General features: G+C 72.7%; 15 protein-coding genes. 5 read left to right on the forward strand and 10 right to left on the reverse strand.

Annotated elements, in window-relative coordinates; translation table 11 throughout:
• Positions 1 to 58 precede the first annotated feature (58 nt).
• The 7 genes from dtd to RY076_RS19815 all read right to left on the reverse strand — a co-directional run bounded on the left by dtd (position 59) and on the right by RY076_RS19815 (position 5,513).
• A complete protein-coding gene (gene dtd / locus RY076_RS19785; RefSeq protein WP_323101046.1) occupies positions 59 to 484 on the reverse strand; it encodes a D-aminoacyl-tRNA deacylase in 426 nt (141 codons plus the stop codon).
• Positions 485 to 500: 16 nt separating this feature from the next.
• Positions 501 to 1,517, reverse strand: coding sequence for an asparaginase (locus RY076_RS19790; RefSeq protein ID WP_323101048.1), 1,017 nt, complete (start codon positions 1,515 to 1,517; stop codon positions 501 to 503).
• 90 nt (positions 1,518 to 1,607) lie between these two features.
• A complete protein-coding gene (locus tag RY076_RS19795; protein WP_323101050.1) occupies positions 1,608 to 2,513 on the reverse strand; it encodes a hypothetical protein in 906 nt (301 codons plus the stop codon).
• A gap of 1 nt (position 2,514) precedes the next feature.
• On the reverse strand, positions 2,515 to 2,901 hold the full coding sequence (locus tag RY076_RS19800) for a helix-turn-helix domain-containing protein (RefSeq protein WP_323101052.1): 387 nt from the start codon (positions 2,899 to 2,901) through the stop codon (positions 2,515 to 2,517).
• Positions 2,902 to 2,989: 88 nt separating this feature from the next.
• A complete protein-coding gene (locus RY076_RS19805) occupies positions 2,990 to 3,844 on the reverse strand; it encodes a beta-keto acid cleavage family enzyme (RefSeq protein ID WP_323101053.1) in 855 nt (284 codons plus the stop codon).
• 78 nt (positions 3,845 to 3,922) lie between these two features.
• Complete coding sequence (ygfZ, locus tag RY076_RS19810; protein WP_323101055.1) at positions 3,923 to 4,972, reverse strand: CAF17-like 4Fe-4S cluster assembly/insertion protein YgfZ; 1,050 nt, start codon at positions 4,970 to 4,972, stop codon at positions 3,923 to 3,925.
• 43 nt (positions 4,973 to 5,015) lie between these two features.
• A complete protein-coding gene (locus RY076_RS19815; protein ID WP_323101057.1) occupies positions 5,016 to 5,513 on the reverse strand; it encodes a heme-binding beta-barrel domain-containing protein in 498 nt (165 codons plus the stop codon).
• 24 nt (positions 5,514 to 5,537) lie between these two features.
• Between RY076_RS19815 and RY076_RS19820 the strand changes: the two genes are divergently transcribed.
• On the forward strand, positions 5,538 to 5,909 hold the full coding sequence (locus tag RY076_RS19820; RefSeq protein ID WP_323101058.1) for a DsrE family protein: 372 nt from the start codon (positions 5,538 to 5,540) through the stop codon (positions 5,907 to 5,909).
• Positions 5,910 to 6,057: 148 nt separating this feature from the next.
• On the opposite strand, the gene RY076_RS19825 is transcribed toward RY076_RS19820, so the two are convergent.
• Positions 6,058 to 6,903 carry a hypothetical protein gene (locus tag RY076_RS19825; RefSeq protein WP_323101060.1) on the reverse strand — a complete coding sequence of 282 codons (846 nt, stop codon included), beginning with the start codon at positions 6,901 to 6,903 and terminating at the stop codon, positions 6,058 to 6,060.
• A gap of 6 nt (positions 6,904 to 6,909) precedes the next feature.
• Positions 6,910 to 7,245 (reverse strand): MoaD/ThiS family protein, encoded by a 336-nt coding sequence (locus RY076_RS19830; RefSeq protein ID WP_323101061.1) that lies wholly within the window; start codon positions 7,243 to 7,245, stop codon positions 6,910 to 6,912.
• A 66-nt stretch (positions 7,246 to 7,311) separates the two neighbouring features.
• Between RY076_RS19830 and RY076_RS19835 the strand changes: the two genes are divergently transcribed.
• Positions 7,312 to 8,016 (forward strand): response regulator transcription factor, encoded by a 705-nt coding sequence (locus tag RY076_RS19835; protein ID WP_323101062.1) that lies wholly within the window; start codon positions 7,312 to 7,314, stop codon positions 8,014 to 8,016.
• Between the two features lie 132 nt (positions 8,017 to 8,148).
• On the opposite strand, the gene RY076_RS19840 is transcribed toward RY076_RS19835, so the two are convergent.
• Positions 8,149 to 9,960 (reverse strand): bifunctional metallophosphatase/5'-nucleotidase, encoded by a 1,812-nt coding sequence (locus tag RY076_RS19840; RefSeq protein ID WP_323101063.1) that lies wholly within the window; start codon positions 9,958 to 9,960, stop codon positions 8,149 to 8,151.
• Between the two features lie 145 nt (positions 9,961 to 10,105).
• Between RY076_RS19840 and mshD the strand changes: the two genes are divergently transcribed.
• From mshD to RY076_RS19855, 3 genes are all read left to right on the forward strand, one after another.
• The gene (mshD, locus tag RY076_RS19845; protein ID WP_323101064.1) at positions 10,106 to 11,041 is read left to right on the forward strand and encodes a mycothiol synthase; all 936 of its coding nucleotides are present in this window, start codon (positions 10,106 to 10,108) and stop codon (positions 11,039 to 11,041) included.
• 115 nt (positions 11,042 to 11,156) lie between these two features.
• Positions 11,157 to 13,529 carry an RNA degradosome polyphosphate kinase gene (locus RY076_RS19850; protein WP_323101066.1) on the forward strand — a complete coding sequence of 791 codons (2,373 nt, stop codon included), beginning with the start codon at positions 11,157 to 11,159 and terminating at the stop codon, positions 13,527 to 13,529.
• 72 nt (positions 13,530 to 13,601) lie between these two features.
• Entirely contained in the window at positions 13,602 to 14,552 is a 951-nt protein-coding gene (locus RY076_RS19855; RefSeq protein ID WP_323101068.1) for an NUDIX hydrolase, read from the forward strand.
• The last annotated feature ends 22 nt before the right edge of the window (positions 14,553 to 14,574 follow it).

A 14,574-nucleotide genomic window follows, 5' to 3' on the forward strand; every position in this document is an offset into this window, starting at 1 on the left:
ACCCAGCGCAGACGCCCGACGCGTCGGCACTCAGGCGTCAGCGCTCAGGCGTCAGCGCTCAGGCGTCGACGACGAGGGTCACGGGCCCGTCGTTGACGAGCGAGACCTGCATCATCGCGCCGAACCGCCCCTCGGCCACCTCGATCCCACGGTCCCGCAGGGCGGCCACGACGTCGCCGACGAGCGGCTCGGCCACCGGGCCGGGAGCCGCTGCACCCCACGACGGGCGCCGACCCTTGCGGGTGTCGGCGTAGAGCGTGAACTGGCTGACGACGAGCACCGGGGCGCCGGTGTCGAGGACGCTCTGCTCGTCGCGCAGGATGCGCAGCTCGGCGATCTTGCGGGCCAGGCGGTCGACCTGCTCGGGACCGTCGCCGTGGGTCACCCCGACGAGGGCGAGCAGCCCGGGCCGGTCGATGGCGCCGACGACCTCGCCGTCGACCTCGACACGCGCGCTCGTGACGCGCTGGAGGACCGCACGCACGTGGTCGCCTCCGGCCTCAGATGCCGACGGCGACGACCGAGCCGACCGGCTGGCCGTGACCGAGGACCGGCTGGTGCTCGAGGGCGGCGAGCGTGGCCTCGGCGTCGACACCGATGCGGCGCAGCACCGCCGCGAGGACGACCGGCCGGGCCCGCGAGGACCCGTCGGCGACCTTGACCGCGACGCCGCGCCCGTCGGGCAGCCCGACGGCGTAGACCGCCTCGGCGCCGTCCTTGGCCACGAGGCCGTCGACGCCGCGGATCAGCGTCGTCACGTCGCGGTGGGTGCCGCCGAGGTACTCGGGATAGGCGCGGATCGCGGTGGCGATGCGGGCCTCGGGCCCGCCGGTGGCCGCGGCCAGGCGCCCGAAGGCGAGGGCGAGCGCCGACAGCGGGATGGCGTGGATCGGGGCGCCGCAGCCGTCGACGGCCACCGCGCTCGGCTCGGCGCCGGACAGCTCACGGACGGTGTCGGCGACGGCGACCTGGAGCGGGTGGCTCGGGTCGCGGTAGGTCGCGAGGTCCCAGCCGTTGGTGACGCACGTCGCGAGCATGGACGCGTGCTTGCCCGAGCAGTTCTGCACGATCGACTGCTTGGGCAGGCCGCCCGCGATCCACGCGATGCGGGCCGCCTCGTCGTAGGGGTAGTCGGGGGTGTTCTGCAGGTCGGTCTCGGTGAGCCCGGCGCCGGCGAGGATCTCGCGGGCGGCCGCCACGTGGAAGTCCTCGCCCGAGTGGCTCGAGCAGGCGAGGGCGAGGTGCAGGTCGTCGGTCTGCAGGCCCGACCGGAGCATGGCGAGCGCCTGCAGCGGCTTGCTCGAGCTGCGGGGGAACACCGGGCCGGACGCGTCGCCCACCTCGAGCTCGACCGAGCCGTCGGGCGCGGTGACGACGACGGTGCCGTGGTGGACCGACTCGACGAAGCCGGCGCGCACGACGTGCGCGACGACGGGGGCGTCGGCCAGGGCGGTCGACACAGGTCCCGCGGCGGAGCCGGCGGCGGGGGCGGACGAGGGCTGCGTGTGGTCGGACACGACCCGCAGTATGCCGGAGGTGCCGACAGGCGCGACGAGGGCCGTCACCGGATCGGTGACGGCCCTCGTGCGCGGGAGGTGCGGCGTGGGTCAGGACTGGGTGGTCGTGGCCTTCGTCGCGGTCTTCTTCGCCGTCGACGTCGTCGCGGTCTTCTTCGCGGCGCGCTTCTTGGGGGCGGCCTTCTTCGCCGGGGCGGACGAGCGGGCGGCGACCTTGCGGGTCGTCGTCGACTCGACGGCGTCGGCCTTGCGCGTGGCCGCCGACTTCTTGGCGGCAGCGGAGCGGATGGCCTTCTCGTGCTCGGCGGTGCGCTCGGCCGGAACCGGCGCGGCGGCCTTCTCCACGGCGGCGGCCGACTTCTCGACCTGCGAGGTCACGGTCGCGGCGTCGTCGGCAACGGCACCGAGGACGCTCTGGGCGACCTTCTCGCCCTCGACGGTCGCGGTGCTCGCGACGCGGCGGCCACGGGCGATGACGGCGTTGCCCTTCTCGACCGCGTCGAAGGCGGCGCGCTGGCCCTGGGCGCGGGCGTCGGTGACGACCTTCTCGCCGCGGGCGGCGGCGGCGTCGTACTGGTCCTTGGCGTTGCTCGCGAGGACGAGGCCCTGGTTGAGCACGTGGGCCGGCAGCTCCTGCGCCTGGGCGACGAAGCGGTCGGCGTACGTCGCGGCGATCCGCTGGAGGTCGGCCGTGCGGGCCTGGAGGTCGACGATGCGCTTCTGGAGGTCCTTCTGAAGCTGGTCGGCCTCCTTGCGGGCACCCTTGCGCAGGTCGGCGGTCTTGGCCTGCTTGCGCGCAGCGTCGAGCTGCTCGCCGGCCGTGCGGACCGTGGCGATGGCGAGGTTGGCCGCGCCGACGACGGCGTAGAACGGCGTCGGGTCGACGGTGATGTCGGGGATGCGGCCGTCGAACTGCCCACGGACCTCGGCCACGGCGGCCTCGGCCTGCTTCTGGGCGTCCTTGACGGTCTTGGTGATCTTCTTGGTCAGGGCCATCTCACTTCTCCTTCTGGGTGACGTCAGGGGTCGCGGCGGCGGTGCCGGCGAACGACAGGTAGATCTCGACGAGCACGCCTCGCTGGCGGTCGGTGAGGACCGGGTCGGCGGCGATCGCGGTGAGCACGTCCGGGGCGGCGGCCGGGTCGTCGCCGACCCGCTCGTCGAGGATGCCGGCACGGACGTAGAGCGACTCGGCAGACACCTGCAGTCCCTTGGCGATCTGCTGGAGGATCTCGGCGCTCGGGCGCTTGAGGCCTCGCTCGATCTGGGACAGGTACGGGTTGGAGACCCCGGCCATCTCGGCGAGCTGACGCAGCGACAGCTGGGCGTTCTCGCGCTGTTCACGCAGGTACGCCCCGAGGTCAGGTAGCGGAAGCTTGCTCACCCCTCCATTGTGCTAACTGGAGCAAGCAGAATGCAAACCCCAGGCAGCGTGAGCCCGCCCACACTCGGGGACGTGGGGTGTCGTGCAGTCAGCGGGTGCGGCGGTCCTTGATGCCGAGGACGGCGCGCGCCTCGACGGTCGACATCGGCGGACGCTGCATCAAGGTCGCGAGCTCGGCTGCGCGAGAGACGAGCTCGCTGTTGTGGGCGACCGGCTGACCCTTGGCGAACATGAGGTTGTCCTCCATGCCGACCCGCAGGTGGCCCCCGGCTGACAGCGCGGCGGCGACGATCGGCAGGTGGGCCCGGCCGATGCCGGTGGCCGACCAGCTGGTCACCTCCTCCGGCAGCATCGCGACGCCGGCGAGGAGCGCCTGCGGCGTGCCCGGCATCGACCCCGGCACGCCGGTGACGAAGTCGACGTGCACCTTGCCGCCGTAGGGCAGCCCGCACTCGTCGATGAGCCGGCGCAGCGCGTGCACGTGGCCGAGCTCGAACAGCTCGAACTCCGGCACGACCTCCTTGTCCTGCGCCTGCCGGTAGAGGTCGACCATGAAGCCCCACGGGTTGAGGAAGACGCCGTCGCCGAAGTTCGTCGTGCCGCACGTCAGCGAGCACGAGTCGGGGTCGGCGTCGAGAACCGTGAGACGCTGCTCGAGCGGGTCGGTGACGGCGCCGCCGGTGGAGAGCTGCACGACGAGGTCGGTGGCCTCGCGCACGGCGTCGACGGCCTCCTTGAGCAGCACCCGGTCGAGCGTCGGCTGGTGGTCGCGGTCACGCACGTGGATGTGGATGAGACCGGCGCCGGCCCGCTCGCACGCCACCGCCGTCTCGACGAGCTCCTCCGGCGTCGTCGGCAGGGCCGGGACGTCCGCCTTGGCGGTCTCGGCACCGGTGGGCGCGATGGTGATCAGGGTGCTCGCGGCGCTGCGTGCAGGGCTCATGGCGTCATCCTGCCAGCGCCGGCCACACCCGGCTGGCCCGACGCGTCAGGGGGAATCAGCGCGTCGGGGACCGACGCGTCAGGGGGCGACGATGACGGTCTGCGCGGCCGAGAGGCCGTCGACGAGCAGCTCGAGGGTGGGGTCGGTGTTGCGCTTGATGATGGCGAGCGCGATGGGCCCGTCGACGTGGTGACGCCCGACCGACGTGAGGTGGCCGACGACGCGGTCGCCGGCGAGCACGTCACTGCCCCGGGCGGGCAGGGTGTGGCCCGAGCCGTCGAGGTGCAGGAAGACGAGCCGACGCGGCGGGCGGCCGAGGTTGTGGACGCGCGCGACGGTCTCCTGCCCGCGGTAGCAGCCCTTGTGCAGGTGCACGGCCGTGCGGAGCCAGTCGACCTCGTGGACGATCGTGCGGTGGTCGGTCTCGAGGCCGAGCCGCGGGCGCCAGGCGGCGACGCGCAGCGCCTCGGCAGCCCAGATGCCGGCGAGTGGCCGATCGCCCACTGCTGCAACGAGATCGGCCCTCGGAACGATGACCTCGCGCCACGAGCGCTCGGCGCCGGGGTGGTCCTCGGTGGGGCCGTAGGCCGTCGTGTCGCCGACGAGCTCGGGCCACTGGTCGCGCCAGGCGAGCGGCTCGCCCTCGACCGACTCCGACGCGTGGGGCTCGCCGAGCACCGCCCAGTCGTCGGTGACGAGCGCGACCTCGACCCGGAGCATGAAGCGCATCTTGTCGAGCCACTCGGCGAGGGCCGGGCCGGCCCCGGGCTCGGTGGTGACCCACGTCGTCGTGCCGTCGTCGACGAGGTGCAGGGAGTGCTCGACGTGGCCCTTCGGCGTCAGCACGAGCGCCTCGCGCGACTGGCGCGGCGGCAGGCCGAGCAGGTGCTGGGTGGTCAGCGAATGAAGCCAGCTGAGCCGGTCGGGGCCGGTGACCGTGATGACGTCGCGGTGGGAGAGGTCGACGACCGCCAGGCCCTCCTCGAGGAGGCGCTGCTCGCGCATCGGGTCGCCGTAGTGCACGGCCACCCCGGCCTCGAGCCCCTCCCCCGCGACCGCGCGGGGCGCGTCGAGGAGCGGGCTGCGGTGGACCGTGCGGGCGGGGGCGGGCACGTCGACGTCACTCATGTCGATTGAACGAGCGGCGCGGGGGCTGCATTCCGCGGCATCGTCACTCGACGCGCTTGAGCTGGGCCGAGACGTGGCTCTGCATCTCCTGGCCGACGGCCGCCATGTCCATGACCCACATGAGCTGGGACTCGACGAGGCCGTACAGGCGCGTCGCGGCGTTGTAGTCCTTAGCCCCCGGCGAGCGCAGGACGCCGTCGGTGCGCAGCTCGACCTTGGCCGGCTGCATGGTCCCGTAGTAGAGCTCGAGGATGCCGGTGGGGTGGGCGAGCAGCAGCTCGACCTCGCCGTTGTCCATCGGACGCCAGAAGCCGGACTCGACGGCGGCCGGGCGGACCTTGGAGCCGTTCTCGGAGTCGAGGATCCAGGCCTTGCTCTCCCACTTGAGGAAGCCGCGGCCGTCGTGGGTCACCTCGATCTCCTGGCCGAAGTGCGCCGACTCGATCGTCGGGTAGCCGACGACCCCGGCACCCTCCCAGCGTCCGATGAGCCAGGCGAGGGGTCGCAGCGGCTCGGGAATGTCCTGGTCGAGGTTGAACATGCCCGGAATCGTAGCCTGAGCCCCATGAACTCCCCCGCCCGCTCGCTCGTCGTCAAGGTCACCTCCGGCGTCGAGGCGCCCGAACGCCTGTCGCAGGCGTTCACCGTCGCGGCCACGGCGGTGGCCAGCGGCGTCGACGTGTCGTTGTGGCTCACCGGGGAGGCGTCGTGGATGGCCGTGCCCGGACGGGCCGAGGCGTTCGCGCTGCCGCACGCAGCCTCGATCACCGAGCTGCGCGAGGCCGTGCTGGCCGGGGGCCGCCTCACGGTGTGCACCCAGTGCGCGGCGCGGCGCGACCTCACCGAGGACCAGCTCGTCGACGGCGCGGTGATCCGTGGGGCGGCGGCGTTCGTCGAGGAGGTCATGGCGCCGGGCGCCCAGGCCCTCGTCTACTGACGGCGCCAGGACCGGCCGAACGTGGCCTCTCGACGGTGTAGGGCCAGCCGAAAGTGGCCTCTCGACGGTCAGGGGCCAGCCGAACGTGGCCTCTCGACGGTGTGGAGCCAGCCGATCGTGGCCTCTCGCCCAGGTGGGGCGTGACGGGTCAGGAGAAGACGGCGAAGAGGTGGACGACCGCCCCGACGACGAGGACCGAGCCGGCCCCTGCGCCCACCTGGCCCCGCAGCGTCATCATCGCCGGCTCGAGCGCGAGCACGCGGCGGAACGACCACGACACCGTGCCCACCGCCGCGCCGATGCCGAACGCGCCCGCCAGCCCCACCTCGTCGACGCGTGTCGACACGAGCATCGCGACGGCCGAGGCGGCCACGAGCGCCACGAGCCCGAGGGCCGGGGCCGCGGCCCGCACGAAGGTCACGGCGTCGGCGAGCAGGGCGGCGGCGACCGCGGCCATCGCCACGACGGCGACCGCCCGACCACGACCGGTGTCGGCCGCGACGACGGCCGTGGTGCCGGAGGCGATGACCGCCAGGCCACCGAAGGAGGACAGGAGCGTCAGGACGAGCCCCTCGCGCCCGGTGCGCCGCAGGAGCTGGGCCGTGAACGACAGGATGATGCCGAACGCGACGGCCGCGGCGACCCAGCGCAGGTCGTCGCGCACGGCGCTCAGCACCACGGCCACCGCCGAGAGGGCGAGGACCACCGACGTGGCGTCGGGGGTCGCCGAGCCGGACAGGACCGGCCAGCCCCACGCCAGGACGAGCGCGAGCACGAGCGTGATGCCGAGGGTCGGGCCGTAGCCCGCGGCGAACGCGGGAAGCAGCGCGAGCGCACCGACCAGCGTCACGCCGACGGCGACCCACCGGACCCGGTCGGCACCGACCGGCGAGATCGGCACGTGCAGCGAGCCCTCGGACCGGCCGCCGGGGTCAGCGGAGGCAGGTCCGTCGGCCGGCTGGGCGGCCGTGGGGTCGTCGGGCACGGGGGCCATTGTGCATCACCCGCCGGCGAACGGCGGCAGCACCTCGACCGTCGCCCCGGCCGCGACGGGGGCCTCGCGGCCGACCTTGCGCCCGTCGAGCAGGAACGTGGCGACACGGGCGACCCGCTCGAGCCCCGGGTGCGCCGCGACCGCGGCGTCGACCACCGCGCCCACGGTGGCGCCGGACCGGACCTCGGAGTCCACGCCGGCGGCGGCACGCGCCGCAGCCCAGTACCGCACCGTCACACCGGACGCCGGGCCCGCACCTGACGCGTCGGACGTGTCGGACGCGTCGGCGGCCGCCGCGGCGCGCGCGTCGGTGGGCGCCGGGGAGGTCTGGCTCGAGGTCATCGGACTCCGTCTCATCGTTCATGCCGTTCGGTCCGGGCCCGACCAGTCTCGCCTATCCTGCATGAGATGGCCCGCCTGCTGCTGCTCACCAACGCGCTCGCCCCGAGCGCCGAGGTACTGCCCGCGCTCGGGTTGCTCAGCCACACGGTCCGCATCCTGCCCGCCGAGGCCACGGCCCTCGTCGACGCACCGGACTGCGACGTCGTGCTCGTCGATGCCCGACGGGAGCTGGCCAGTGCCCGGTCGCTGTGCCGGGTGCTCCGCACCACCGGCATCGGCACCCCGCTCCTGGCCGTCCTCACCGAGGGCGGCCTTGCTGGTCTCACGGCCGAGTGGGGCCTCGACGACGTGCTCCTCGACTCCGCCGGCCCGGCCGAGGTCGACGCCCGCCTGCGGCTCGCGATGACCAAGGGCCAGGACGACGACGCCGACCTCGACCTGCCGATCACCTCCGGCGAGCTCGTCATCGACGAGGCCAGCTACTCGGCCCGGTTCCGCGGCCAGCCGCTCGACCTCACGTACAAGGAGTTCGAGCTGCTCAAGTACCTCGCGCAGCACCCGGGACGCGTGTTCACCCGCGCCCAGCTGCTCCAGGAGGTCTGGGGCTACGACTACTACGGCGGCACGCGTACGGTCGACGTCCACGTGCGCCGGCTGCGCGCCAAGCTCGGCCCCGACCACGAGGCGCTCATCGGCACGGTCCGCAACGTCGGCTACCGCCTCGTGCCCGACCGCCCCGAGGCACCGGCCGCGCAGACCGCAGACGCCTGACCGCATCGGGTCTGGACGAGACGTCGACGAGTCCGTCCGAACCCGCACCAGGCTCGGACGCGCAGGAGGTGGGCCGCCGCTCGGCGACCCACCTCCTCCCCTTTGCGCTGTCCGGTCCTCAGGACCGGACGGTCACGGGGTGTACGTGACGCGGTCCAGCGGCGGCGGGGTGTAGGGCGAGTGCGCCGCCAGGTAGTTCGCGAAGGCGTCGATGTCGAGCCCACCGAAGTACTTGCCGGTGCCGTTGCGGAAGGCCGGGAAGCCGTCGCCGCCGTCGGACAGGAAGTTGTTCGTGACGATGCGGTACTTCGCCGTCGGGACGAGCGGAGCGCCGTTGAGGAGCACGTTCGACACCGTCGACCTGTTGTGGGTGTAGGTGAGACCGGCGCTCGTCGCGAGGACGTACGGACGCGCCGGGGCTCCGGAGGAGTTGATGAACTGCTGGTTGAGCACATCGATGATCTGCTGGCCCGTGAGGTCCATCGACACGAGGTAGTTGTTGAACGGCTGGACCGTGAACGCTGCCTCGTACGTGACGTCGCCCGCGGCGTTCTCGACCAGGTCGGCCCGGATGCCGCCGGCGTTCATGAACGAGATGACCGGGGCGGTGCCACCCGACGGGATCGTCGACGGGTCGGCGAGCTGGGCGTCGGCGATGAGGTCACCGAGGGGCGACTCACCAGCCGGGTTGGCCGACCTGGTGACGCTGGAGCCCGCAACCTGGCCGAGGACCTTGTTCGCGATGGACGAGACGAGGGTCTTGTACTTGGCGATGAGGGCCGTCTGCGCCGGGTCCTTGGCAACGGTGCGCTCGACGATGTGGTTGGCCGAGCTGGCCATCGTCGGACGGACGATGTCGGAGGTGCGACGGTCGTAGGTCAGCGTCGTGTCGGTGTAGAGACGACCGAACGACGAGGCGGAGGTGACGAGACGGGGCTTGCCGGCCGGGTCGGGAAGCGTGCAGACGTACGGCTGGTGCGTGTGGCCCGAGACGACCATGTCGATGGCCGGGTCGAGGTTCGCGTTGATGTCGACGAGCGCGCCGGAGATCGACCCGCCGGCCTGGCAGGCCCAGTCGTAGGACTTGCCGTTCTGCGTCGGGGCCGCGCCCTCGTGCAGCAGCACGACGATCGCGTTGACGCCCTGCGCCTTGAGCACGGGCACGAGCGCGTTGGCGGTCTCGGCCTCGTCCTTGAAGGACAGGCCGGCCACACCCGATGCCGTGACGATGCTCGGCGTGCCCTCGAGGGTCATGCCGATGAAGCCGATCTTGGCGCCGTTGAACTTCTTGACCGTGTAGGCCGGCAGGATCGTCTTGCCGGTCGAGGTCTCGACGACGTTCGCCGCGAGCATGTCGAAGTTCGCGCCGCCGAAGACGCCGTCCGGGCAGGAGTTCTGGTTGTTCTGGCCGTCACCGTCGTCGATGCAGCCGCCGTGGGCCAGGCGCTGAAGCTCCTTGTAGCCCTCGTCGAACTCGTGGTTGCCCACCGAGGTGACGTCGAGGCCGAGCTTGTTCATCGACTCGATCGTCGGCTCGTCGTGGAACGCGGCGGACAGGAGCGGGGACGCACCGACGATGTCACCGGCGGCGACGGTCAGCGAGTACGGGTGGCCCTTGCGCGCCTGGGCGAGCTCGGTCGCGAGGTACTCGACGCCACCGGCATTGACGAAGTTGATCTGCTCCGTGCGGTTGCCGTCGCCGTCGATGTCGTCGACGTCCGTGTAGAAGTGGTCGATCGTGATGCGACCGCTGGAGCCGGTCGGCGCGTCGAGGTTGCCGTGGAAATCGTTGAACGACAGCAGCTGGATGTCGAACTGCGTGTTGCCCGGCGCCTTGCCGGTGTCTGGCCCTGCAGCGGGTGCGGCGAGGGCCGGTGCCGCGAGCGCCGCGACGCAGGCCCCCGCGAGCGCGACGCCGGCGATGCGGCGTGTGGAACGGGACATGTGTACCCCTTGGTCATCAGTGGTGATCGGAGCTCGTGGCCCCCAGACGGGAGGCTAGCCGCGGCTGGGTGACAAATGTGTGCTGTCTGGCAACAGACTGGTGACAGTCTGAGGTCGGCGTACCTCTTGTGGTGGAATCGGCCGTATGAGCGACCCGGCCGACCTCGACGTGACGGTCCACGACGCGTCCGACCCCCTGCCGGCTCACGACGTCGCGGCGTCCCTCGCCGTGGCTGCGAGCGCCGCGGCCGCCGACGGGTCCGAGCCCCTGTCGGAGCAGTTCCGGCTCGCGCTGCGCTCGGCATCGTCGGAGGGCGCCGGGGGCGCGCGCCACGTCGTGGCACGGGCGGACGGACGCGTCGTCGGCTACGCGCAGGTGCGCGACGGAGCGGCAGGCGAGCCACCGTCGGTCGAGCTCGTCGTCGACCCGGTGGCCCGGCGCCACGGCGTCGGCACCCTCCTGCTCGCCGCTCTCCCGCCCGACGCTCGGGTGTGGAGCCACGCGTCGGGGCCGGCCGGCGAGGACGCAGCCGCGTTCGCGGCGGCGTGCGGCCTGCGCCCCGTGCGTTCGCTGCACGTCATGGGTCGCTCGCTCGTCGAGGGCCCCGGCTGGCCCGCGCCGGTCGTGCCGGAGCGGTACGCCGTGCGACGCTTCGAGCCCGGACGCGACGAGGACGCCTGGCTCGCGCTCAACGCCGACGCCTTCGCCCACCACCCCGAGCAGGGCTCCCTGACCCGCGTCGACCTCGACCAGCGCACCGCCGAACCGTGGTGGGACCCCGACGGGCTGCTGCTCGTCGTCGAGGCCGCCGACCCCGACCGGCTCGTCGCCTCGCACTGGACGAAGGTCGACCCGCCGGACGGCGAGGTCGGCGAGGTGTACGTCGTCGCGGTGTCCCCCGAGCACCAGGGTGAGGGCCTCGGCCGGGCCGTCACCGTGCTGGGCCTGGACCACCTGCGCTCGCTCGGCCTGTCGCGCGTCGTCCTCTACGTCGACGAGGAGAACGCCGCGGCCGTGCGCACCTACCGGGGCCTCGGCTTCGAGGACGTCGAGGTGCACCGGCAGTTCGCGCGCGCCTGACGCGCCGGCACCGGGGAGGGGCGGCCTCGGGCGTTCCCCGTTCCGGCACGCGTGAGGTGCCCGGCGGCTGGGACGAGTTCACCCCGGCGTGGCCGAACGGTGCCACGATGAACGCATGAGCACCGGCAGCCTCACCCCCACCGACGTCTCCGAGCAGGCCCCAGAGCAGACCAGTGAGCAGGCCCGCGAGCAGGCCGGTGAGCAGGCCCAGGAGCCCGGCCGCGACCAGGTCGCGGAGGCCGGTCGCGAGGGGCAGGAGGCCTTCGTCGAGGGTGCCGAGGTCAGCTCGTTCACGAGCACCGTCCACGCCCGCCGCATCCCGACCCGCGCCGCCAACGGCCGCTTCGTCGGCGTTCCCGCGCCCGACGAGGCGCAGGACGAGCTGCCGGCCGACCGCTACCTCGAGCGCGAGCTGTCGTGGCTGCAGTTCAACGAGCGCGTGCTCCAGCTCGCGATGGACCCGGCGGTGCCGCTCCTCGAGCGCACCCGCTTCCTCGCGATCTTCTCCAACAACCTCGACGAGTACTTCATGGTCCGGGTCGCCGGTCTCAAGCGTCGCATCGCCACCGGCCTGGCCATGCGCACCGCTGCCGGCATCGAGCCGCGCGAGCTCATCGAGCGCATCGCCCGCCTCGCCCACGAGCTGATGCTCCAGCACGCGGCCGTCTTCCAGCACGAGATCCGTCCCGAGCTCGAGGAGCAGGGCATCACCATCGTGCGCTGGGACGAGCTCGACGACGAGGAGCGCGAGCCGCTCCACTTCTTCTTCGCCGACCGCGTCTTCCCCGTGCTGACGCCGCTCGCGGTCGACCCCGCGCACCCGTTCCCGTACATCTCCGGCCTGTCGCTCAACCTGGCCGTGCTCCTGCAGAACCCGAAGACCGGGTCGGAGCACTTCGCCCGGGTCAAGGTGCCGCCGAGCCTGCCCCGGTTCATCCTCGTCGAGGAGGACATCGACTCCGACGTGGAGCGCAAGCGGTTCGTGCCGCTCGAGGACGTCATCGCCAGCCACCTCGACCAGCTCTTCCCCGGGATGCTCGTGCAGGAGCACTTCTCCTTCCGCGTCACCCGCAACGAGGACCTCGAGGTCGAGGAGGACGACGCCGAGAACCTCCTGACCGCCCTCGAGAAGGAGCTGACGCGTCGCCGGTTCGGCCCGCCGATCCGCCTCGAGGTCGAGGACGAGATCGACCCGAAGGTCCTCGACATGCTCAGCCGTGAGCTGCAGATCAGCGACCGCGAGATCTACCGCCTGCCGACGCCGCTCGACCTGCGGGGCCTGTTCACCATCGCCGACGTCGACCGCAGCGACCTCGAGTTCCCGAAGTTCTTCCCGCGCACCCACCCGGACTTCGCCCCGACCGAGAGCGCCAAGGCCATCGACCTGCTCGCGGCGGTGCGCCAGAAGGACGTCCTCGTCCAGCACCCGTACCACTCGTTCTCGACGTCGGTGCAGGCGTTCATCGAGCAGGCCGCGAACGACCCGAAGGTCCTCGCGATCAAGCAGACGCTGTACCGCACCTCCGGCGACTCCCCCATCGTCGACGCCCTCATCGACGCCGCCGAGGCCGGCAAGCAGGTGCTGGCGGTCGTCGAGATCAAGGCCCGGTTCGACGAGGTCAACAACATCTCCTGGGCCCGCAAGCTGGAGGAGGCCGGCGTCCACGTCGTCTACGGCGTCGTCGGCCTCAAGACCCACGCCAAGCTGTGCCTCGTCGTGCGCCAGGAGTCCGACGGGCTGGTGCGCTACTGCCACATCGGCACCGGCAACTACAACCCCAAGACGGCCCGCGTCTACGAGGACTTCGGCCTCTTCACCACCGACCCGCAGGTCGGCGAGGACCTCTCGCGCCTCTTCAACCTGCTCTCCGGCTTCGCGCCGCGCAGCAAGTTCAAGCGACTGCTCGTCGCCCCCCGCACGGTGCGCTCCGGCCTCGTCGACCTCGTCGAGCAGGAGATCGAGATCCACCGCTCGCGTGGCGAGGACGCCCAGCCGGGCCGGATCGTCATCAAGGCCAACGCCATGGTCGACGAGGCCCTCATCGACGCGCTCTACCGGGCGAGCATGGCCGGGGTGCGGGTCGACGTGTGGGTCCGCGGCATCTGCGCGCTGCGCCCCGGCGTCGAGGGGCTCTCGGAGACGATCCGGGTGCGCTCCATCCTCGGCCGGTTCCTCGAGCACTCGCGGGTCTTCTGGTTCGACCACGGCGGCGACCCGCAGGTGTACATCGGCAGCGCCGACATGATGCACCGCAACCTCGACCGCCGCGTCGAGGCCCTCGTGCGCATCACCGACCCGGGGCACGTGCTCGAGCTCGCCGACCTCATCGACCTCGCGTTCGCCGACCGGACCTCGCGCTGGGACCTCGGGTCCGACGGCCGCTGGGTGCGCCACCACCAGGGCGAGGACGGCGAGCCCTTCGACGACCTCCAGGCCACCCTCATCGAGCGGCACGACAAGCGTCGACGCAAGGCGCGGCGACGCTGACGCCGCTGATGCCGACGCGGGTCCCTCCCGTGCCTGCCCCCGTGGGCCCGACGCGTCTGGCAGGCTGACGCGGTGGCCTCCGTGATCCCCGCCGCCGGCACGCTGCCGTGGCGCCGCGCCGACGGTCAGGTCGAGGTCGCGCTCGTGCACCGGCCCAAGTACGACGACTGGTCGTGGGCCAAGGGGAAGCTCGACCCGGGCGAGCACCCGTGCGTCGCCGCGGTGCGCGAGACGTTCGAGGAGACCGGGCTCGTCGTGCGCCTCGGGCCCTCGCTGCCGACGGCCGAGTACGCGGTGCTCGACGCGACGGGCGGGCCCGCGACCAAGCAGGTGCACTACTGGGCGGCCGAGGTCACCGGCGGCGACGGTCACCTGCTCCACGAGATCGACGAGGTGGCCTGGGTCGACGTGCCCACGGCGCACAGCCGGCTCGACTACGCCCGCGACCGCGACCAGCTGCTCGCGCTCGTGCGCCTCGAGCGTGCCGAGCAGCTCGCGACGTGGCCGCTCGCGCTCGTGCGCCACACCAAGGCACGGCCCCGGAGCCGGTGGAGCTCCGACGACCGCGACCGCCCGCTCGACGCCGTCGGGCGGGCGCAGGCCCTCGACGTCGCCGCCGTCCTCGGCGCCTACGGGGTGCGCCGCGTCGTCAGCTCCTCCAGCGCCCGCTGCGTCGAGACCGTCGAGCCGTACGCGACGCGTGCCGGTCTGCGGCTGCGCGCCCGCGACTCGCTCTCGGAGGAGGGGTTCGAGGCCGACCCGTCGGGGGCGTGCCGCCAGCTGGACAAGCTGCTAGGCAAGGCGGTTCCGGCAGCGCTGTGCAGCCACGGCCCCGTGCTGCCGACCCTCATCGCGCGCCTCACCGACGCCGTCGACGCGTCGAGCCCCGACGCCGACCTCATGCGTCAGCACCTCGCCGAGGCCGGCGCCAAGGCGATGCACAAGGGCGAGGTGCTCGTGTGCCACGTCGCGGGCTCCGGACCGGACGCCCGCGTCGTCGACGTCGAGCGCATCGACACCTGAGGTCGCCGTCGGCGCGGCACCC

Origin of the sequence: Intrasporangium zincisolvens (genome assembly GCF_034724055.1) — a bacterium.
GTDB classification, from domain to species: Bacteria; Actinomycetota; Actinomycetes; order Actinomycetales; family Dermatophilaceae; genus Monashia; species Monashia zincisolvens.